Annotated in this window: 14 protein-coding genes; 2 read left to right on the top strand and 12 right to left on the bottom strand. The window is 72.6% G+C overall.

Annotation, left to right across the window (positions count from 1 at the left end; all coding sequences use genetic code 11):
- Positions 1-152: 152 nt before the first annotated feature.
- Complete coding sequence (locus ACSDR0_RS21205) at positions 153-605, bottom strand: Lrp/AsnC family transcriptional regulator (RefSeq protein WP_362896948.1); 453 nt, start codon at positions 603-605, stop codon at positions 153-155.
- A 111-nt stretch (positions 606-716) separates the two neighbouring features.
- On the opposite strand from ACSDR0_RS21205, the gene ACSDR0_RS21210 reads away from it, so the two are divergent.
- Positions 717-4,205 (top strand): indolepyruvate ferredoxin oxidoreductase family protein, encoded by a 3,489-nt coding sequence (locus tag ACSDR0_RS21210; protein ID WP_435290590.1) that lies wholly within the window; start codon positions 717-719, stop codon positions 4,203-4,205.
- A gap of 39 nt (positions 4,206-4,244) precedes the next feature.
- Here the strand turns inward: ACSDR0_RS21210 and ACSDR0_RS21215 are convergent, their stop codons facing one another.
- The gene (locus ACSDR0_RS21215) at positions 4,245-5,246 is read right to left on the bottom strand and encodes a carbohydrate kinase family protein (RefSeq protein WP_435290591.1); all 1,002 of its coding nucleotides are present in this window, start codon (positions 5,244-5,246) and stop codon (positions 4,245-4,247) included.
- 104 nt (positions 5,247-5,350) lie between these two features.
- Positions 5,351-6,415, bottom strand: coding sequence for a LacI family DNA-binding transcriptional regulator (locus tag ACSDR0_RS21220; protein ID WP_435290592.1), 1,065 nt, complete (start codon positions 6,413-6,415; stop codon positions 5,351-5,353).
- A gap of 294 nt (positions 6,416-6,709) precedes the next feature.
- On the opposite strand from ACSDR0_RS21220, the gene ACSDR0_RS21225 reads away from it, so the two are divergent.
- The gene (locus ACSDR0_RS21225) at positions 6,710-7,999 is read left to right on the top strand and encodes an ABC transporter ATP-binding protein (RefSeq protein ID WP_435290593.1); all 1,290 of its coding nucleotides are present in this window, start codon (positions 6,710-6,712) and stop codon (positions 7,997-7,999) included.
- A 180-nt stretch (positions 8,000-8,179) separates the two neighbouring features.
- On the opposite strand, the gene ACSDR0_RS21230 is transcribed toward ACSDR0_RS21225, so the two are convergent.
- The 9 genes from ACSDR0_RS21230 to ACSDR0_RS21270 form a co-directional block, all read right to left on the bottom strand.
- Positions 8,180-8,908, bottom strand: coding sequence for a hypothetical protein (locus tag ACSDR0_RS21230; RefSeq protein WP_435290594.1), 729 nt, complete (start codon positions 8,906-8,908; stop codon positions 8,180-8,182).
- A 235-nt stretch (positions 8,909-9,143) separates the two neighbouring features.
- Positions 9,144-9,782, bottom strand: coding sequence for an amino acid-binding protein (locus tag ACSDR0_RS21235; protein ID WP_435290595.1), 639 nt, complete (start codon positions 9,780-9,782; stop codon positions 9,144-9,146).
- 94 nt (positions 9,783-9,876) lie between these two features.
- Entirely contained in the window at positions 9,877-11,157 is a 1,281-nt protein-coding gene (locus ACSDR0_RS21240) for a hypothetical protein (protein ID WP_435290596.1), read from the bottom strand.
- Positions 11,158-11,347: 190 nt separating this feature from the next.
- On the bottom strand, positions 11,348-12,379 hold the full coding sequence (locus tag ACSDR0_RS21245; RefSeq protein WP_435290597.1) for a methyltransferase: 1,032 nt from the start codon (positions 12,377-12,379) through the stop codon (positions 11,348-11,350).
- 45 nt (positions 12,380-12,424) lie between these two features.
- Positions 12,425-13,741 (bottom strand): MFS transporter, encoded by a 1,317-nt coding sequence (locus ACSDR0_RS21250; RefSeq protein WP_435290598.1) that lies wholly within the window; start codon positions 13,739-13,741, stop codon positions 12,425-12,427.
- Complete coding sequence (locus tag ACSDR0_RS21255) at positions 13,738-18,432, bottom strand: non-ribosomal peptide synthetase (protein WP_435290599.1); 4,695 nt, start codon at positions 18,430-18,432, stop codon at positions 13,738-13,740. Before ACSDR0_RS21255 ends, ACSDR0_RS21250 begins: the two co-directional genes overlap by 4 nt.
- A complete protein-coding gene (locus ACSDR0_RS21260; RefSeq protein ID WP_435290600.1) occupies positions 18,432-19,106 on the bottom strand; it encodes a DUF6875 domain-containing protein in 675 nt (224 codons plus the stop codon). Before ACSDR0_RS21260 ends, ACSDR0_RS21255 begins: the two co-directional genes overlap by 1 nt.
- Entirely contained in the window at positions 19,103-20,542 is a 1,440-nt protein-coding gene (locus ACSDR0_RS21265; protein ID WP_435290601.1) for an FAD-dependent oxidoreductase, read from the bottom strand. The genes ACSDR0_RS21260 and ACSDR0_RS21265 overlap by 4 nt, the downstream gene beginning before the upstream one ends.
- Positions 20,539-20,661: a hypothetical protein gene (locus ACSDR0_RS21270; protein WP_435290602.1), complete on the bottom strand. Its 123-nt coding sequence runs from the start codon at positions 20,659-20,661 to the stop codon at positions 20,539-20,541. The genes ACSDR0_RS21265 and ACSDR0_RS21270 overlap by 4 nt, the downstream gene beginning before the upstream one ends.
- Between the last annotated feature and the right edge of the window lie 339 nt (positions 20,662-21,000).

Genomic DNA, 21,000 nt, shown 5'->3' on the forward strand with positions numbered 1-21,000 from the left:
GGAAGGGTTTCGTGCGGTAAGCCACCGACGACGGACCGGTAAGGCGTCGCCAGCGGCTTCTCGGCTAACCCTACAGAAATAGTAGGCTTTTTCCAATTTCGGACAAAATCTGGATTTACGGTCACCCCTTGCCGGCTCCGGGAGGTGCCGATTCACAGGGGCAGGATGCCACCGGGCTTGAGGGCCTTCATGGCGATCTGCGAGGTGAGCTTGTCGAGGCCGGGCAGGCGGCCGAGCTTCTCCAGGCAGAGCTGGCTGTAGGCGTCCATGTCGGGCACCGCCACCCGCAGCACGTAGTCGGGGCGGCCGAACATGCGCAGGCACTCCACCACGTCGTCGATCTCCATGACGGCGGCCTCGAAGGCGGTGACCGTCTCGGCGTCCTGGCCCTCCAGCTCGACATAGGCGACGACCTGGAAGCCCCGCCCCACGGCCACCGGGTCGATCACGGCGCGGTAGCCGGTGATCACTCCGGTCTCCTCCAGGTTGCGGACCCGGCGCAGGCACGGCGAGGGCGTCAGCCGCACCCGCTCGGCCAGCTCCAGGTTGCTCAACCGCCCCTCCACCTGCAGGAGACCGAGAATTGCGCGATCCGTCACATCCATGACATCGGATGCTAACGAGACGCTCCATGCTTGGAAAGATTGACATCGAATTTTGTTCTACCTGGCATAACCTTGCGGCAACGCAGGAGCGCCGACGACGGGACCGAAACCATGACGATCTTCGCAGATGCCCGTGAGATCTCCCTCGACGACCGCTACCTGCTCGACGAGGGCCGGGTCTTCATGACCGGCACCCAGGCCCTGGTGCGGATCATCATCGACCAGATGCGCGCCGACAGGGCCGCGGGTCTCCGCACCGGCACGATGGTGTCCGGCTACCCCGGCTCCCCGCTCGGCGGCTTCGACCAGGAGCTGGCCCGCTCCCGCCACCACACCGAGCCGCTCGGCGTGGTGCACCGCCCCGGGCAGAACGAGGAACTCGGCGCCACCTCCGTCTGGGGCAGCCAGCTCGTGCCCACGCTCCCCCGCCCGCGCACCTCCGGCGTGCTGGGCGTCTGGTACGGCAAGGCGCCCGGCGTCGACCGCGCGGCCGACGCGTTCCGGCACGGCAACTTCGTCGGCGCCCACCCCGAGGGCGGCCTGATCGCGCTCTGCGGCGACGACCCGACCTGCAAGTCCTCCACCCTCCCCTCGGCGACCGAGGGCACTCTCGCCACGCTGGGCATGCCGATCGTCCATCCCGGCAGCGTCCAGGAGCTGCTCGACCTGGGACGCCACGCGATCGCGGCGTCCCGGGCCAGCGGCCTGTGGGTCGCGGTGAAGGCCGTCTCCAACGTCGTGGACGGCACCGGCACCGTGGACGTCGGGCATGACCGGGTCGTCCCGGTCATGCCCGACGTCGAGTACCAGGGCAGGCCGTACCGGCACGTGCCCGACGCCACCCTGCTGACCCCGTGGTCGCTGGAGATGGAGCGCACGCTCGTCGGCCCGCGTCTCGACCTGGCCCGCGCCTACGCCCGCGAGAACGGGCTCAACCGCGTCACCGCCGACCCCCGCGACGCCTGGCTGGGCGTCGTCGCCTCGGGAACCGCCTACTACGACATCCGCGAGGGCTTCCGCAAGCTCGGCGTCACGCCGGAGGAGGCCGGTGTCCGCCTCCTGAAGATCGGCATGCTCTGGCCGCTAGACCCGGAGATCGTCCGGACCTTCGCCCGGGGGCTGTCGGAGATCCTCGTCGTGGAGGAGAAGGCCCCGCTGCTGGAGACCTCGGTCAAGGACATCCTGTACGGGACCGCCGACGCCCCGCGCGTGCTGGGCAAGCTCGACGAGAACGGCGCGCCGCTCATCCCCCGGCACGGTGCCGTCGACGCCGACCTGGCCGCCAAGGCCATCGCCTTCCGGCTGCGCCGCCGGGGCCTGACCGACCTCGGCGAGCAGGTGGCGAAGGGGCTCTCCGCCATCTCGCGCCCGGCGCCGCTGACGCTGCTCACCCCCAAGCGCACCCCCTTCTTCTGCTCGGGCTGCCCGCACAACCGTTCCACCGCCGTCCCCGACGGCGCGCCCGTCGGCGCCGGGATCGGCTGCCACACGATGGTGGTGCTCAACCGCGAGGGCAAGGGCACGCTCACCGGCCTGACCCAGATGGGCGGCGAGGGGGCGCAGTGGATCGGCCAGGCGCCGTTCACCGACACCCCGCACATCTTCCAGAACCTCGGGGACGGCACCTTCCACCACAGCGGCTCGCTGGCGGTCAGGGCCGCGGTCGGGGCGGGTGTCAACATCACCTACAAGCTGCTCTACAACAGCGCGGTCGCGATGACCGGGGGCCAGACGATCACCCCGGCCCTGTCGGTGCCCGACCTGACCCGCTGGCTGGAGACCGAGGGGGTGCGCAGGATCGTCGTCACCACCGACGAGCCCGAGCGCTACCGCGGAGTCAAGCTGGCGGGCATCGCCGAGGTCCGCGACAGGACGGCGCTGGAGGACGCCCAGCGCGAGCTGGCCGCGATCCCCGGCGTGACCGTGCTCATCCACGACCAGCAGTGCGCGGCCGAGAAGCGGCGGCTGCGCAAGAAGGGCGACCTGCCCGACCCCGCCAGACGGGTGGCGATCAACCAGCGGGTCTGCGAGGGCTGCGGCGACTGCGGGCAGAAGTCCGAGTGCCTGTCCGTGCTGCCGGTGGAGACCGAGTTCGGCCGCAAGACCGAGATCCACCAGTCGTCCTGCAACAAGGACTACTCGTGCGTGGAGGGCGACTGCCCCTCCTTCCTGACCGTCCTGCCCGCCAGGGGGAAGGCCGCCGCCAAGAAGCGCGCGCCGGTGCCCGCGCCGCCGGACATGCCCCTCCCCGAGGCGCGCACCGGGGAGATCTCGATCAGGCTGGTCGGCATCGGCGGCACCGGCGTGGTGTCGGTCGCGCAGATCCTCGGCACCGCCGCGATGCTCGACGGCAGGCGGTCCCGGGGGCTCGACCAGACCGGCCTGGCCCAGAAGGGCGGCACCGTCGTCTCCGACATCCTCATCTTCGACGGTGACGGCGACCGCTCGGCGCGGGGCGGCGCGGCCAGCGTGGACGCCTACCTGGCTCTGGACCTGATCGGCGCCACCGACCCAGCCCACCTGGCCGCCGCGGACCGCGACCGGACCGTGGCGGTGGTCTCCACCAGCCTGGTGCCGACCGGTTCGATGGTGCTCGACCCGGCCACCCACCTGACCGACGTGGGCTCGCCGATCGGCGCGCTGGAGTCGCGGACCCGGCGCGACCTGAACGTCTACCTCGACGCCGAGGAGATGGCCCAGGCGCTGTTCGGCGACCACATGCCGGCCAACACGATCATCGTCGGGGCCGCCTGGCAGCGCGGGCTCATCCCGCTCGGCCTGGAGTCGATCGAGCGGGCGATCCGCGCGGGCGGGGGCAGGGCCGCCGAGCGGACCGTCGCCGCCTTCCACTGGGGCCGCGCGGTGGTCGCCGCCCCCGAGGCCGTGGCGGCGGCGACCCGTCCCGCCGCCCCGGCCGTGCCGCTCCCCGCTCCGGAGGCGATACGCCTGGTCGACGCGGTCGCGGAACCCGGCACCGAGCTGCACCGGATCCTCACGGTCCGGGTGCCCGACCTCGTCGCGTACCAGAACGCGCGCTACGCCGCCCGGTACGCCGACGCCGTCCGCGCGGTCCTCGCCAGGGAGCGGGAGGTCTCGCCCGGCGCCTCCGCCGTCACCGAGGCCTACGCCCGGCAGCTGCACCGGCTGATGGCGTACAAGGACGAGTACGAGGTGGCGCGCCTGCACCTCGACCCGGCCGAGCGGGCGCGGATCGCCGCCGAGTTCGGGCCCGGCGCGAGGGTCTCCTACAACCTGCACCCGCCGTTCCTGCGCGCCCTGGGCATGAGGCGCAAGCTCCGCCTCGGCCCCTGGTTCGACCCGGCCTTCCGCCTGCTGTACGGCATGCGCGTGCTGCGCGGCACCCGCCTGGACCCGTTCGGCCTGGGCGGGGTGCGCGGGACCGAGCGGGAGCTCGTCGCCGAGTACACCCGCGACGTGCACCGCGCGCTGGAGCACCTGCGCCCGGAGACCGGGGAGCGGGTCCGCGAGCTGGCCGAGCTGCCCGACCTGGTCAGGGGCTACGAGCACGTGAAGCTGCGCAACGTGGCCGCCTACCGCGAGCGCGTGGCCGCGCTTCTCGACGACCTGCGCGAGGGCTGAGACGCCCGCGACGCCGGGGTACGGCCGTCCCTTCCCGCGTCAGGTCCTCGGGTGGGAGGCGAGTCTCCGCGCGCGGCCGAGGAGGTCCGGCTCGCCGATGGGGTTCTCGTGGGTGCCCGCCGACGTGCAGGCGTGGGCTCCGGCGACGGCGCCCAGGGGGATGGAGTCGTCGAGGGAGCGCCCGGAGAGCAGCCCGTACAGGACCCCCGAGACGAACGCGTCGCCCGCGCCGTTGCTGTCGACCACCGGGCCCGGCAGGGGTGCGGCGGGGAAGCCGCGGAGCCCGTCCGCGTCCAGGACGTGGCAGCCCTCGGCGCCCTCCGTGCAGACCACGGCCCTCGCCCTGCCGCGCGCCAGGATGTCGCGCATGACCTCGTCGCGGCGCGGGCCGAGGGCGGTGGCCGACAGGAAGACCAGGTCGGAGGCGTAGGCGAAGTCCCGGTGGTGGTCGTTCTCGCCGTCCCAGTCGTGCAGGTCGGTGGAGACGGACCCGGCGCCCAGGACGATCCCCGCGGCCGGCCCGGCTCCGGTGGCCGGGTCGGACCCGGTGCGCGGGTTGGACCCGGTGCGCGGGTCGGACCCGGTGCGCAGGTCGGGGTAGACGTGCCGGGAGAAGTCGGTGATCGACACGTGGACGTGCCGGGCCGCGCGGACCGCGTCCAGGTAGAGCTCCCTGGGCAGCCGCTCACCCGGCACGGCGCGCGGGTCGAACAGCGAGGTGCGCCGCCCGTCCGGGCCGACGAGCAGGATGCTGCGCCGGGTCCCCTGCGGTGCGAGCGCCCAGCCGGTGTCCACCCCCTTCTCCTCGAAGTGCGCCCGGATGAACCGGCCCTGCGGGTCGTCGCCGATCAGGTCGACCAGCTTGACCCTCAGCCCGAGCGCGTGGCAGCCGAGGGCGACACCGCTGCCGGTGTTGCCGATCCGGTCGATCACCGGGGGAACCGCGTAGGTGTCGGCGTACGGCAGGGGCAGCGAGGGCACGTAGGCGGTGGTGTCGACTCCGGTACCGCCGATGACGACGACGTCGTGACCAGTGTTCATCGGGCCATGCTCCCCTACCCGGCCGGACGCGTGTCCCTGGGGTTGACCAGGGGCCCGAGCCTGCCGAGGCTGACGGTTGACCAGCGGGCCCGAGCCGATCGAGGTCAGCGGTTGACCAGGGGGCCGGAGCCGGTCGAGCGGCGGACGACGAGCTCGGGCTGGAACATCAGCTCGACGTGTTTGGCGCGGACCCCGTTGATCTCCTCCAGGAGGGTCGCCACCGCCGCCGAGGCCATCGCGCCGATGGGCTTGCGCACGGTGGTCAGCGGCGGGTCGGTGAACGCGATCAGCGGCGAGTCGTCGAACCCCACCACTGACACCTCCCCGGGAACCAGCAACCCGCGGTCGCGGCAGGCCCTGATCGCGCCCAGCGCCATCAGGTCCGAGGCGCACACGATCCCCGTGCAGCCACGCGCCAGCAGCTGCGCCGCGGCCGCCTGGCCGCCCTCCACCGAGAACAGCGAGTGCGAGATCAGCTCGTCGACGTCGGTGACGCCGAGCAGCTGGGACATGGCCTGCCGGTAGCCCTCGATCTTCCTGATCACCGGTACGAACCGGCGCGGCCCCACGGCCAGGCCGATGCGCTCGTGACCGAGGTCGACCAGGTGCTGGACGGCCAGCCGGGCCGCGGCCCGGTCGTCGGGGGAGATGAACGGGGCCTCGACCCGCTCGCTGTAGCCGTCGAGCAGGACGATCGGCAGCCCGCGCTCGATCAGGCGGGTGTAACGGTCCATCTTGGCCGTGGTGTCGGCGTGCAGCCCGGAGACGAAGACGATGCCGCTGACCCCGCGCTCCATCAGGAGTTCGGTGAACTCGTCCTCGGGGGCGCCCCCCGGCAGCTGGGTGCACAGCACCGGGGTGTAGCCGTGCTGGGTCAACGCCTTCTCGATGGCCTGGGCGAACGCCGGGAAGATCGGGTTGTCCAGCTCGGGGGTGACCAGGCCGACCAGCCCGTTGCTGCGCTGGCGCAGCCGCTGCGGGCGCTCGTACCCCATCAGGTCGAGAGCCGTCAGCACCGCCTGTCTGGTCGACTGCGACACGCTGGGCTTGCCGTTGAGCACCCGGCTGACCGTGGCCTCGCTGACCCCGGCCTGCGCGGCGATGTCGGCCAGCCGGATCGTCGTCCCGTCGGAGCGGGAACGCGAGGTCTGCGCGAGCTCACCGTCCATCAAGCAGTCACCCCACCATGCGGCTGAACCAGGCGCGAACCGATCGGCATCCGGCACCCTCTATGAAATTCGTTTCTGCAACTTTTCGCAAATTGTAACATTTCAACCTTCATACTGCGCTCCGGTAAAGGCTCGATGTCACCACGGACCGTCACATCCGGGAACGGAGAAGTAACCGTCAGATGAGCAATTTCTAACGACATCTATGGACACGCGGGCAAGTGTCGCGATGTACTACCTCATCAATCACACGGCTGGGATCCGGGCGGGGGCGTCCGGGAGGAACGAGCGCGCATGAGTACCGTCGTCCTCGACAACGTGAGCAAGGTATACCCGGGTGGATACCTCGCGGTCGACCGCATGAGTTTGCGCGCGGAAAACGGGGAGTTTCTCGTTCTTCTAGGCCCCTCCGGTTGTGGTAAGTCCACCTTGCTCCGAATGATCGCGGGTCTGGAGGAGGTCACCGAGGGAGACCTGTGGCTGGGCGGCACGCTCGCCAACGAGCTCGCTCCCCGCGACCGCGACGTGGCCATGGTGTTCCAGAACGGCGCGCTCTACCCGCACCGGACGGTACGCGGCAACATCGCCTTTCCCCTGGAGATCGCCAAGGCCGACCCGGCGATGGTCAGGGAGCGCGTGACGGAGCTGTCCAAGGCGTTGCACATCGACGAGACCCTCGACCGGCGCCCTGGAACGCTCTCCGGTGGCCAGCGCCAGCGCGTGGCGATGGGGCGCGCGATCGTCCGTCAACCCTCGCTCTTCCTGATGGACGAGCCGCTCTCCAACTTGGACGCGGGCATGCGCACCGAGCTCCGGATGGAGATCTCGTCACTGGTCCGCTCCCTCGGGGTGACCACGATCTACGTGACGCACGACCAGGTCGAGGCCCTCACCCTGGCCGACCGGATCGCCATCATGAACCGCGGCGTCCTGCAGGACGTCGGCACTCCCGGCCAGGTCTACAACGACCCCGCGACCGCCTTCACCGCGGCCTTCCTCAGCTCCCAGCAGATCAACCTGCTCGCGGCCACCGTGCGCACCCCGCAGAACCAGTTCATCCTGCTGGACTTCGGCCCGCACCAGATCATGATTCCCTGGACCGATCCCAGGGCGTACGTCATCTCCCAGCACGTGGGCCACCAGATCATCGTCGGCCTGCGCCCCGACTGCCTGGCCCCGGTCCCCGACAGCTTCGAGGGGCCGACCTTCCTCGGCCGCGTCCGCGCCCTGGAGTACCACGGCCACGAGTGGCTCGCCTACGTCGAGAGCGGGCTGGCCTCCGTGGCCGTTCCCGAGCCTCCCGACCCCCGGCAGAAGGCCAACGGCCTGGGTGTCCCCCTTGTCGGCGGGCGGATCCGCTCGGTCCTGCGGCGGCTGATGCCCGGTACCGCGTTCGACGAGGACGCCGAGCCGCAGCAGGAACAGGAGCACGTCAGCGGCCACCACCGCCGGGCCGACCTCATCGTCCGCCTGGGCTCCCGCCCGGTCTGGCGGGCCGGGGAGCCCGCCCGGGTGGGCGTCGACGTCACCCGCCTGATGCTCTTCACCATGGACGGCGCCCGCATCGACCCGCCGCAGCGGTGACGCGACCGTCGCCCCGGCGTCGTCGCGACGGCGAAGCGGCGGTCGCGGAACCGAGCCGGGCCGCGGTCGCGGGACGAGCCGGACGGAGGTCGCGGGACGGAACCGGGCCGCGGTCGCGCGGGCCGGGGAGCCTGTCCCGCCGTGCCGGGGCCTCTGTCGCGCGGAGCCCGGGAGCGGCGGTCAGATCGGCCTGATCGTCTCGCCGATCCGGTCGAACAGTTCCTGCTTGTCCTTGGCGTCGGTGCTGAGCGTGACGATGCAGGTCTTGATCCCGGTCGGCACGTAGTACTGGGTGCCGTGGACGTCGACGCCGTTGGTCGCGAACGAGTAGACGATCCGCGCCGCCTCCCTGGAGCCGAGCCGCACCTTCCTCGCTTCGATGATCTTCGCGTTGAGCTGTACCAGCTGGGATCTGGTCTCCTTGAGCAGCTGGTCCGTCGACATCTGCCGCCCGGCCTGGCAGAAAGCGTTGAGGTTGGTGGGAAATCCGTTCACGGAGGACTTCGCCGAGTCGGCGTCCGACGCCCAGATGCCGTTGTTGTCGACCAGGGCCTGCAGGCTCTTCTTGGCCTGCTCCAGCGTGGGGCCGGACAGGCCACTGCTCTTCAGCCCCTTGTCGAGGTCGTCCTTGGTCAGGTCGAGCGCGACCCAGTCCTTCGGGACCGCGACGACGACGCCGTTGACGGGCCCCCCGATCGGTTTGAACCCCTCGGGCACGGGTGCGGGGCTCTCGGTGGAACCGGGCCCGGCGCTCTGCCCTGGGCCGGGACTTCGCGCGAGGTCGGGGGCTCGCGCCGGGGCCGCGGGAACGGCGCCCGTGACGGCCGGGTTCACGCTCCCGCAGGCCGTACTCATTCCCAGGCAGAGCCCCAGCAGGCTCATCGTCACGACGTGGTGGCGCTTAGGCATCAGGCTGCCCTCCTCGCGGCCCCGCGGGGGCCCGGTACCGATAACGACCTACGGCGTCCATCGGGGGGAGATCTGATGCGGGTGTGCTCGACGGCCGGCGTCCCGCCGGGCGACCCCGGCCGCCCGTGACGGGCGGGACCGGGCACGACGGGCGGGAAGGCACGGTCACGGAAAGTGGCGCCGAGCCACTCCTTGCCTTCCTACCCCATAACCGACATATCGGAAACGCTGGGATTCAGGAGGTACGCCCCATGATGGAGACGATCTCCAGGACGCGGATGGCACGGTCCAGTTCCACGCGATGGAAGGGCGGGCCGTCGGTCCTGGCCAGGACCAGGTGGCGGCTCGTCCCCGGCAACGGGAGGCTCATCAGCTGGTGCCGGCCGGACCCGAGAACGGCGGGCCGCAGCGTGGCGAGATCGGCTGCCTTCACTCCGACGAGACCACCCGTCTCGTCGAGGGCGTCCGGGGCCTGCCAGCTGCGGTGGACGATGTCTCCGCTCTCCGGCGAGATGATCACCGCCCACTCGGCGCTCACCAGGTCGGGCACGGCGTCCACGAGAGTGGCGAAGGCCCTGCCCGGATCGGCGGCGACATGCTTCAGCAGGTCGTAGTCGGGCGCGGCGCCCGGGATCTCACGAGTGGGCCAGGCACCCTCGACCCGCATCCCGGGAACGCCCGAGAGGCGGTCCCTGACCGTCTCGGCGTCCACGGTGCCGGGCCAGGAGACGGTGAAGTCGTCCACCGCCCGGCCGAGCTCACGTTCCAGGACCGTCACCTGGAGGATGTCCGCACCCAGCGTGCCGAGCACCCTGGCCGCCTGGCCCAGGGCGCCGGGCCTGTCGGGAAAGGAAACGCGTAGCCGCAACATCATGCCGATCACCTCGCTCTGCGCACCAGACTGTCCTAGCCAGGTTTCACGAAGGTTCCGGGGAGATGTCCAGAATAAGACCCAAAATGCGTAAAAATCAGGACTGATAGGCCCCGGCGGCGGGAGTCCCGGACAACGCGTCACCGGAGAGGTCACGGGCCAGGCCCGCCCCTCCGTACCAGGTGGGGCCGAGCTTGACACCGCGGCCGAGCGCCGGGGAGCCGGGGAGCAGGCGCAGGTCCGTCCGGCTCCTGAAGCGGGGATCGGCCACGATCGACCTGGGGCCGAGCTTGAACTTGAGGGAGCGGCCCTTGTAGACGCCGGCGTCCTCGTCGGCCCCCTTGCCGTCCTCGAAGCCCACCTCGCCGCCGACCACGATGATGTTGTTGCGCAGCTTCAGGATCGCCGGGGAGCAGCCGTCGTGGCAGGCCCAGCCGAGGGTCTTACGGGCGGGCAGGTGGACCGAGTTGTGCACCGCGACGGTCCCCTTCACCGGTCCGACCACGTGGCCGGGGCCGCGGGTGACGAGGAAGGAACCCCTTCGCGAGGAGGTGACCACGTTGTGGGCGAAGATGTTGCCCCCGGCGGTCTTGCCCTTCTGCGCGCCGAGCTCGACGAAGGTCTCGTTGTTCCTGGCGACGTTGTGGGTGACCCGGTTGCGGTCGCCGTTGAACACCTCGACGGCGGCGCCGTCGGTGCCGTAGTCCTTGCTGCTCGCGTAGCTGCCGGTGATGACGTTTCCGGTGACGAGGTTGTCGTCGCCGTTGAGCAGCACGCCGAAGGCGCCGGAGTCGTCGTCACCGCCCTCGTCGTTGACGCTCATGCGGTTGTTGTCGCTCAGCACGCTGTTCTTGACGACGTTGCGCGAGCCGATGAAGTGGACCCCGGTGATGTTGCGGTCGGCGACGACGCGGTCGAGCTCGTTGCGGCTGCCGCCGACCTCGAAGCCGGCCCACTGGCAGTTGCTGGCCCGCACCCCCACGACCCGCACGTAGGAGCCCGAGATCACCACGCAGGCCGCGTCCTTGCCGCTGATCCTCGGGGCCGCGCCCTTGCCGTACGGCTCGACCGAGATGGGGCTGGCGGCGGTGCCCCGGCCGGCCAGCGTCAGCGCGCCCGGCCAGCTGCCGCCGCGCTTGAGGCGCACGGTGTCGCCGGGGCCCAGGGTGGCGGCGTTGACGTTGTCCAGGCTGCGCCAGGCCGCCGCGGCCGAGGTCCCGGCGGCGGAGTCGTCACCGGACCTGGAGTCGACGTAGTAAACGGTGCCCGCCGTGGCCGCGGTGACTCCCGGCACGGCGACGAGCATGTTTCCCGCCACGAAAACCCCTGCCACGGGAGCGGCCCACAACCTCGTCGAGTTCATTCTGGTACGCTCCATCGCCTTCACCACCAGTGCTTCAGCGCAGATCTTCGCACACCCGGGGTTCACTCAGCGATCCGAGTGACGTACGCACAGCTGGCCGTTACCTCCGCCTCGTTCCCGCGGGCGCGGGAGGCGGGGCGGGGAGCCGGGAGGGCGGCGCGCGAAGCCGGGGAAGGCCGGCCTCCGCGGTCGCCGCCCGCGCGGCTCATCGCCTGGTGGCGGCGGTCAGGAAGTGAGCCGGGGAGCGCGTCAGCGCGTACTCCCTCGGTTCGTGACAACCGGCCTCGGCGAGCCACCGGGTGACCGTCTCCGGGGAGTACAGGCGCCCGCCCTGGGTGTGGTGCAGGTTGAGCTCGAAGAGCGGGGTGAACGCCCGCGCCGCCGCGTCCCCCGGATGGCCGGGAGCCCTGTCGAGCACCAGCGCGACCCCGCCGGGGCGCAGCGTGCGCGTCGCGGCCCGCAGCAGGGCCGAGGCCTGCTCCTCGCCGAAGCCGTGCAGCAGGTTGAACAGCAGCACGGCGTCCTGGTCCCGGTAGGAGAGATCGCCCAGGATGTCCCCGGCGAGGAGGGTGACGCGGTCGGCCATTCCCTCCGAGGCCACCGCCGAGCGGCCCGCCTCGAGCCCCGAGGGCAGGTCGACGACGGTGGCGCGCAGATCCGGCCGGTCGCGGCAGTAGGCGATGCTGTAGCGGGCGTGCCCGCCCCCCAGGTCGAGCAGCCGGGAGGCGCCGTCCGGCAGGGGGACGACGGCGGCGATCTCCTCCCCCAGCCACCCCGCCTGGTCCTGGAGCATCCGCTGGAAGCGGGCCAGCACCTCGGGACGCCCGGCCAGCCAGGTGTAGAAGTCCGCGCCGCGCTTGCCGGAGCGCACCGACTCCTCCAGCCCGCCCCAGAGCCCGGCCATGACCTCCTGCCAGAACAGCAGCATGTTGCCGTACCCGCCGAGCAGCGGGCGGGACACGGCGGTCAGCGCGTACCCACCGGGCTCGGACGTCACGTACCCGGTCGCGGCGAGGGCGCCGAGCAGGACGCGCAGGCCGTCCCGGTCGGCGCCGAGCCCGTCGGCCAGCTCGGGCAGGTCTCTGGGCCCGTCCGCCAGGGCCTCGAAGAGGCCGAGCCGGAGCCCGGCCGCGGCGGCGTGCGCCGACATGGCGCCGATCACGTCGAGATGGGGGCCGGGCGCCTCTCCGCTCTCCAGGTAGCGGTGGGCGTCCTCGGGTGTCAGGTGCAGCGGCATCGGACCTCGTTCGTCAGGGTCGCGGGTTCGTGGGGGTGGGAGGGGTCAGGAGACCGGGGCGGGGGCGGTGTCCGTCCTGGGCGCGTCGGGAATCTCGCGCTCGAGGCGGCGGAGCCGGGGAAGGACGAAGGTCGTGACCGCGAGCGCGACGAGCAGGAGCCCGTCGATCAGGAAGACCAGGGCGGTACCCCTGCCGGGGCCCGTCCCGATCAGTTCCCCGACGCTCCCGGCGAGGGCGCCGCCGGGCATCAGCAGGGGGCCGGTGAGATGCTCCGCGGCGGGCGCGGCGCTCAGGTAGGCGATGGGCATCGCGCACTGTCCCAGGGTGCGCGCCGTGGCGAGAACCCGGCCGAGCGCCCCGGCCTCCGTCTTGAGCTGCAGGACCGTCATCACACAGCCGTTGACGACCGGCAGGACGAACAGGAACGCGGGGGCGACCACCGCGATGAGCGCCACCGAGGGGGAGAGACCGTGCGCGGCCAGGGCGAGCCCGCCCGCCGCCATGAAGAGGCTCATCCCGGTGATCCTGCGGCGCGGTCCTCCCCACAGCCCCATGACCAGGCTTCCCGCGAACAGTCCCGCCCCGCCGGCGAACACCAGCACCCCGAGCGTGGCGGGCCCGGTGAACGACAGGATGAGCGGGCGGATCAGCACCCCCGCGACGGCGAACACGAGGTTGAACGCGGCGAAGACCGCCAGCAGGGGGAACAGTCCGTGGGAGCGCAGGTGCCGCAGCCCGAAGAGCAGGTCGCTGCCCAGCGACGGCGGGCTCGCCACGGTCTCGGGCCGGGTGACCGACCGGGGCAGCCGGGTCGCCAGGACCACGACCGTCGCGACGGCGAACGACAGCAGGTCCAGCAGGAGCACCCCGCGCAGTCCCACCACCTCCAGCAGCGTCCCCGCCGCCACCGGGGCCGCGATCTGCAGCCCCCAGGTGGCCTGCATCAGCCCGTTGGCCCGTCCCAGGTGGCGTTCGGGGACCAAAAGCGGCGTCATCGCCTGGTAGACGGTGAGGTGGAAGGTCCCGCAGATCGCGCCGACCGCGGTGGCGACGTAGACGTGCCACACGGCCAGGCTCTGCGCCTGGACGATCAGCAGCAGCGCGGCCGTCGACAGCGCCGCCCCGCAGTCGCTCAGCACGAGCACCCGCTTCCTGTCGAAGCGGTCGACGATCACCCCGGAGAAGGGGGTGATGAGGATGCCGGGCAGCGTGGCGCAGAGCAGGGTGAGAGCGAACTGGGTCTCGGATCCGGACTCCTGGTAGACCCAGACGCTGAGCACGAAACCGGTGAGGCTGGAACCGATCACCGACACCAGCTCGGCGGACCAGATACCGGCGAACCTGAGCGCGTCGGCTCTCAACGGAGCCCTCCTTCCGCGGACATTTCAGGAGACGTCCCGGCGGACGTCTCGGGGGAGGTTTCGAAGGGCGTCCCCGGAGACGCTCCGGGAAGAATCCCGGGGGACGAGGTTCCGAGGAACGCGAGATAGCGTCCGATCAGGGCGGAGCCGGGCGGCGGGCAGGTGAACGAGCAGTCGAACCGCGGTCCGCGCGGCCCCGGCGGCTTCTCGCCCAGATCGGCGGCGAACGGCCCCATGGCGACCGGCTCGCCCTCGGCGGAGCGCCGCAGGATCTCCGCCCGCCAGCGCTCCCAGGGGACCGGCTCGACGTCGTACCCGTGATCGAGCAGGGCCTCCGCCATCTGCCGGTAGGTGATCCCCTCGGCGTCGAAGTAGTGGAAGTCGCGCCCCGCCGACCCCGGGTCCAGGAGCCTCGCGGCGATGGCGGCCGCGAGGTGGTCGACGGGGATGACGTCCTCGGTGACGGGGATGTCGGGCACCATGCGGAGCTGGACGAACGTGGTGAGCAGCCGGTTGAAGTAGTCTCCGGGGTCGCCCCTGCCGGTGAGGCTGTGGCCGCCGACCCTCGCGGGCCGGTGGACCGTCACCGGCAGGCCGTGCTCGCGGGCCTGCCGCGCCGCCGCGTCGGCGACCCACCTGCTCTGGTAGTACGGGGAGTCCAGCCCGGCCGGGTCGTCCGGGGCCTCGTCCTCGGTGATCGGGCGCTCCCTGCCCGCCCAGCCGAGATAGACGCCGAGGGTGGAGACGGTGTGCAGCGGGGTCGGCCGCAGGTGCGCGGCCAGCCGGACCATCTCGACGGTCCCGCCGACGTTCACCGGGCCGAGCATCCGGTACGGCTGGACGAAGTTGACGATCCGCCCGGCGTGGCAGATCAGGTCGACCCCCTCCGCCACGGCGTCGTAGACGTCGGGTTCCAGCCCCAGCCGGGACGCCGTCAGGTCCCCGGCCAGGCCGGTGACCCTTTCCCGGTGGCCGGGTCTCCAGAGGCCGTACCGGGTCAGGACCTCACGGACCCGGTCGGCGGCGGCATGCTCGTCCTCGGCTCTGACCAGGCACGTCACCTCGGGAACGCCCCGGTCGAGCAGCTCGGCCAGCAGGTGTGCCCCGAGGAGGCCCGTCGCCCCCGTCAGCAGCACCCGCCGGGGCCACTCCGCCGTCGCCCCGCCCGGCGCGGAGCCGATCGAGCCGAGGGTGCCCGGCGCGCCGGGCACGCCACGCGCGTTCCCCGCTACGCCGGGCACGGGACCGGACGCCTCGCGCTCGTCCCCCGCCACCTCGCGCGCCGGGCCGAGGGCGTCGCGCACGTCGCCGGGCAGCACCGCCAGCGTCCTCAGGTCGTCGTCGCCGAGGGCCGGTTCCGGCGTGACCGCCAAGGCGGCGAGTTCCGCCAGGTCGGCCGCCTCGAAGAGGCCACCCAGGGAGATCTCGACCCCGGCGTCCTTGCGGACCTCGCCGAGCACCCTGGCGGCCAGCAGCGAGGACCCGCCGAGGGCGAAGAAGTTGTCGTGGCGCCCCACCCGGGGAAGGTCGAGTACCCGGGCCCACACCCCGGCCAGCGCCGTCTCCAGCGGGCCGCGCGGCGGAACGTACCCGGGCGCGTCCCGCGAGGCGGCCGGGAGCCGCCCGGTGTCGATCTTCCCGTGCGGCGTGCGCGGTATCTCGTCGAGCGGGACGAGCACGGCGGGCACCATGTGCCGGGGCAGCCGCTCGCGCAGGAAGCCCCGCAGTTCCTCGGAGTCGGCGGTGCGCGGCGCCACGTAGCCGATGAGCCTGTCCCCCTCGGGGGAGGCCACGACGGCCGCGTCCCGCACCCCCGGGTGCGCCACGACGGCGGACTCGATCTCGGCGGGCTCGATCCGGTAGCCGTTGACCTTCAGCTGCCGGTCGGCCCGCCCGAGGAACTCCAGCGTCCCGTCGGGCAGGTATCTGGCCAGGTCCCCGGTCCGGTACATGCGAGCCCCCTCGCGCCCGGCGTGGGGGTCGCGGACGAACCGCGCCGCGGTCTCCTCCGGCCGGGCGACGTAGCCCCGGGCCAGGCAGTCACCGCCCAGGTGGAGCTCGCCCGGCGTGCCGGTGGGCGCCAGGCCGCCCCTGCGGTCGAGGACGTACGCGCGGACGTGCGGCAGGGGGCGCCCGATCGGCAGGTGTTCCCGCCCGGCCGCCTCGGCGCCGTCGCGGGTGCGGTGCACCGTGGCGCACACGGTCGCCTCGGTCGGGCCGTAGTGGTTGAACAGCTCGACCCGGCCGCCGGTGGCGGCGGCCCAGGCGCGGACCGCCCAGAGCGGTACCCGCTCTCCCCCGACCATCATCGTGGTGACCGGCCAGTTCGCGGGTACCGTTCCGGGTGCCAGCACGGCCGCCCACCCGCGCCACAGGGAGGCCGCGGTGTCGACCGCGGTCACGCCGTGCCGCGCGCAGAAGCGCACCAGCTCCGGCCCGTCGAGCAGGGCGGGGTCGGGGTGCAGCACGACGGCGGCCCCCGAGCACAGGGCGGGGAACACGTCCCCCACCGAGGCGTCGAAGGTCAGCGGCGGCAGCATCAGCACCCGCCCGCCGGGCCCGAACCCGTGGACGGTACGGAACGACTCGGTCAGCCGGGCGAGTGTCCCGTGGGTCACCATCACCCCCTTGGGCCGCCCCGTGGACCCCGACGTGTAGATCACGTACGCGAGGTCCTCCGGTCCCGCGGGCGGCACCCCACCGGGGCCGCCGGAGCCGCCCACGTCGCCGAGAGCGCCCGTGCGATCCGGACCACCCACGTCACCGGGGTCACCTGCGAGACGTCCGGGGCCCCGGGCCTCCCCGCGCCCCCCGCCATCGACGTCGCCGACGTCCCCGGCGATGAGAACCGTGCCCGGGTAGCCCGCGAGCGCGTCGCGGTGCCCGTCGGAGGTGACGGCGGCGACCGCCCCGGCCTCCAGGAGTATCCCGGAGATCCTGTCCGGCGGGTCGGCCGGGTTGAGCGGCAGGTAGGCGGCACCCGCCTTCAACGCGGCGAGCAGGGCGACCACGGCGTCCTCGCCGTTCGGCAGGACGATGGCGACGACGGATTCGCGCCGCGCGCCCGCCTCCCGCAGCCGCGCCGCCAGCCGCGCCGAACGGCGTTCCAGCTCGCCGTAGCCGATCGTCCCCGTCTCGGAGACCAGCGCGGGAGCGCCGGGTGCCTCGGCCGCCCGCCGGGCGATGAGATCGTGGACCGCCGTGAAGTCCCCCGCGGACCGGGGAGCGTGAGGCGCCGGTCCATCGCCCGGGGAGGCGGAGCTGTACTCCTCGCCCCGTGGAAGGCCGCCGGGCGAGGCGGAGGCGCCCGGCGTACCGGCGTGGACCTCGTCGTGGACCCCGTTGCGGACCTCGCCGTGGACCTCGTTGTGAACCTCGTCGTGGAGCGGGATCTGCCAGACCCGCAGGTCCGGCGTGGCGGTGAAGGCGGACAGGAAGACGACGACGTGGCGCAGGAACCGGTCGACGGTGCCCTCGTCGTAGAGGTCGGCGGAGTAGTCGGCGTGCAGCTCGATCCCTCTCTCGCTCACGCTCACGACGAGGGTCAGGTCGAAACGGGCGCCGGGGGACGATTCATCGAGTTCCCACGTCTCCGTGGTGAGGTTCGCCGCCCGCTCGGTGGACCGTCCCCCCTCCCCCATGACGAGCAGCGTCTGGAAGACGGGGTTCCTGCGCAGGTCCCGGGGCGCCCCGGCCAGCTCGGCGATCTCCTCGAACGGCGTCGCCTGGTGGCCGAGCCCCCTGATGACCGAGCCGCGCACGGCGCGCAGGAGCTCGGCCAGGGTGGGGTCGGCCCGCAGGTCCGTCCGTACCGGGATGAGGTTGATGTAGCAGCCGACCGAGCCCTCCAGCTCGATCAGGTGCCGGTTGACCAGGGCGGTCCCGACGACCACGTCCTCCTCGTCGGAGTGCCTGGCCAGAGTGGCGGTCATCGCCGACATCGCGATGACGAACAGGGTGCAGCGCCGCGCCTTGACGAGGGCGTACAGGTCCGACACCAGGGGGTCGGGCAGGCGCAGGGACCTGCGGGCCCCGCCCAGTACGGGTTCGCGAGGCCGGGCCCGGTCCTGGGGGAGGGTGGTGACGGCGGGCGCGCCGGACAGGTGCTCGCGCCAGTGCTCCCGTCCCGCCTCGTGCCCCGCCGCTCCCGGCCCGGCGAGCCAGGCGGCGTAGTCGGGGAACTGGGCGGAGACCGGCCCCGGCGGCTCCCCGCCGTCGACCAGGACCCGGTAGTGGGCCCAGAGGTCCTCCTCCAGGATGCCGAGCGAGGGCGCGTCGCACATGATGTGGTGCAGGCACCAGCTCAGGATGTGCTCCTCGGCCGCGACCCTGATCAGTACGGCCCGGTGCAGCGGGGCGCCGTCGAGGGTGAACCTGCGTGAGAGCACGTCCCTGACGATGTCGCGCGCCCGATCCTCGTCGGGCGCGTCCACCACCCGCAGTTCCGGCCCGCTCTCCCGTACCACCTGGGCGGGTCCCTCGACGATGACCAGGCGCAGCGCCTCGTGCCGGCCCACGACGGTGGTGAAGGCCGCGCGCAGCGCGTCCGTGTCGAGCGGCCCGACGAGGCGCTGGAAGGTCCAGCAGACGTAGGAGGCCCCGCCGGGCCCGGCCTGGTCGAGGAACCACAGGCGCGCCTGGGCGGGGGTGAGCGGGATGGGCGCCGCGGGGTCGCGGCGCGCGGCCGGCATCACTCCACCCCTTCCATGATGGTCTCCATGACGATCTCCCGCAGGTGGGCGGGCACCCTGCCCTCGAACCGGGTCAGGTACGCGCGGCGGTGGGCCGGGTCTCCCCACAGGAAGGGGAGGTCCGTGGCGACCATGTGGCGGATCGCGAGCAGCGGCACGGGACCGGCCAGGGGACGCAGCAACGGGTTCCACAGCCCCGGCTTGTCGGGCGGCCCGTCGTGGAACTCCCCGATCATCAGGCCCTCCTCGACGAAGCCTTCCTTCAGCGCGTTCTGCGCGCCGTCGACGAGCGCCAGGCGGTCGCCGAGGCCGGGAAGGAGCAGCAGGATCGTGGTGAACACGGCCTCGGGCCCGTCCAGCGGCGCGAGCCCGGTGAACCAGGCCCGGTACGGCTCCACCGCGGCGACGACGTCCTCGACGGTCTCGACGGCGCGAGGTCCCGCTTCGGGCACCGCGAGGTAGAACCTGTTCCTGCTCAGCGAGCCCTGGGCGTACGGGCAGACCGGGCCGTTGCGGCCGAGGTCGGGGTGGGGGCGGCACAGGTAGGTCTCGGCCCAGTCCACGACGGCGCGCAGCGCGTCCCCGTGGGCGAGGACCTCGGGCGGCGGGGACGGGGCGTCGAGGTCCGCGACCTCGATCAGGCGGAGCGACGGGTCGTCGGGGTGCACGATCACGGGGACGTCCTTCGCGGGGAAGAGCTGATCCGTACGGCCGCGAGGGCGGCTCCCGCGGCCAGTGCCGCGCCCGACCAGCGCAGCACGCGGTCCTGCCGGCGGGCTCGGCGCAACGCCTCGCCGTAGGGCATGTCGGTGTGCGAGACCATGGTGTAGAGCGGCCGCCACAGGGTGGGGAAGGCGCGGTTCAGCGCGAGGTCGGCCTGCCTGCGGGCCAGCCGCAGCGGTGACCGGGTGCCGTCGCGCAGGTCGGCGAAGTTCCGCTCCGACAGGTCGGCGAGGATGTCGGTGTGCGGTTTGCGCAGCCGTTGATACTCGTCGAACGCGGCCGCGCGGTCGCCGGGGTGCCGGGCGAGGCAGCCGTCGAGCACCAGGCAGTCCTCCAGGGCCGAGTTCATGCCCTGGCCGTAGAACGGGTAGACCGCGTGGGCGGCGTCGCCCGCCAGGACCACCCGGTCGGCGTGCCTCCAGCGCGAGGTGCGGATGGTCACCAGGTTCCCGACCGGGTTGGCGGCGTACTGCGCGGCCAGGTCGGGCACGAGTTCCACCACGCTCGGGAACACCCGCCGGAAGAAGCCGATCACGTCGCGCTCCTCGGCGAGTTCGGCGAAGCCGGGGGCGCCGGAGTGCGGCAGGAAGAGCGTCGCGGTCAGCGAGCCGTCCACGTTGGGATGGGCGACGATCAGGGCGTTCTCGCCGGGCCAGACGTGCAGAGCGTGCAACGGGACGCGGGAGCCGCCACCGGGGGCCGCGGGGATCGTGAGTTCCTTGTACCCCCATTCGAGGAACTCCTGGCGGTAGTCGGCGGCGAGCCCCCGCTGCATGGCGGCGCGTACGGCGGAGAACGCTCCATCCGCGCCGACCACGAAGTCCGCGCCGGCCCCGCGCGTCTCCCCGGTGATCGCGTCGGCCAGGGTCAGTTCCCCGCTCTCACGGTCGACTCCCGCGCAGCGGACGCCGAAGAGGTGCCTGACCCCCTCGTGTTCCGCGGCACGCTCGACGAGGAGGGTGGTCAGCTCGTCCCTGCGGACCGAGTAGAGGATCTCCCCCGGGTCGGTGCCGTACGCCTGGAAGGTCGCGGGCCTGTCCGGACGGTGGATCATGCGTCCCCGCATGGGCACGAGCCGGTCCCCGAGAGCGTTCCAGAGGCCGACGTGCCGCAGGGCGCGGATGCCCCGGGCCGACAGGCCCAGGTTGATCGAGCGTCCCTCGCCGTCGCCCTTGCCGTCGCGCGGGTCGGGACGCATGTCGTAGACGTCGACCGGGTGGCCGCGCCGGGCGAGAAGGATGGCGAGCAGCGACCCCGCGGGGCCCGCCCCGACGACCGCGGCCCGCGCGACCCGGTCCGCGGGGGTGGCGGGGGTGGAGGAGGTCGAGGAGGTGCTGTAGGGCTCGTGGCGGCTCGGGCCGCCGGATAAGTGGGAAACGTCCTTCACGGTGTCTCCTGCTCCGCTTCGCGGCGCGAGGGCGTGCCCACGCGGCCGGGGATCGGGAAGATGGACCGGGAGGAAGGATCGACGGTCATGGCGATCTGGGCGGTATCGTGCACACTCAAACCGGCCTCCTGGGGCGGGCGCGCGAGATCGACGGATCGAACAACGGTGAGGTCCCGGACCGCGGGCGGCCCGGATCAAGCACATGCCGAGCGGAAGAACCGGCGGCTCTGACGGCCTTCGCGATGTTCGAGAGGACCGGCGGCTCTGGCGGTCTTCGCGGTGCCCGGAAAGACCGGCGGCTACGGTCTTCGCGGTGTTCCGGAGGACCGGCGGCTGCGGTCCTCACGGCGTTCCGGAGGACCGGCGGCTGCGGCGGTCTTCGCGGTGAGGATCGGAGTATAGGGAGGGCCGGGCACGCCGGGGAAGCCCGTGACGGTGGCAGAAATGGATCGTCGCGA

This window comes from Streptosporangium sp. G11 (assembly GCF_051192615.1).
Lineage (GTDB): Bacteria > Actinomycetota > Actinomycetes > Streptosporangiales > Streptosporangiaceae > Streptosporangium.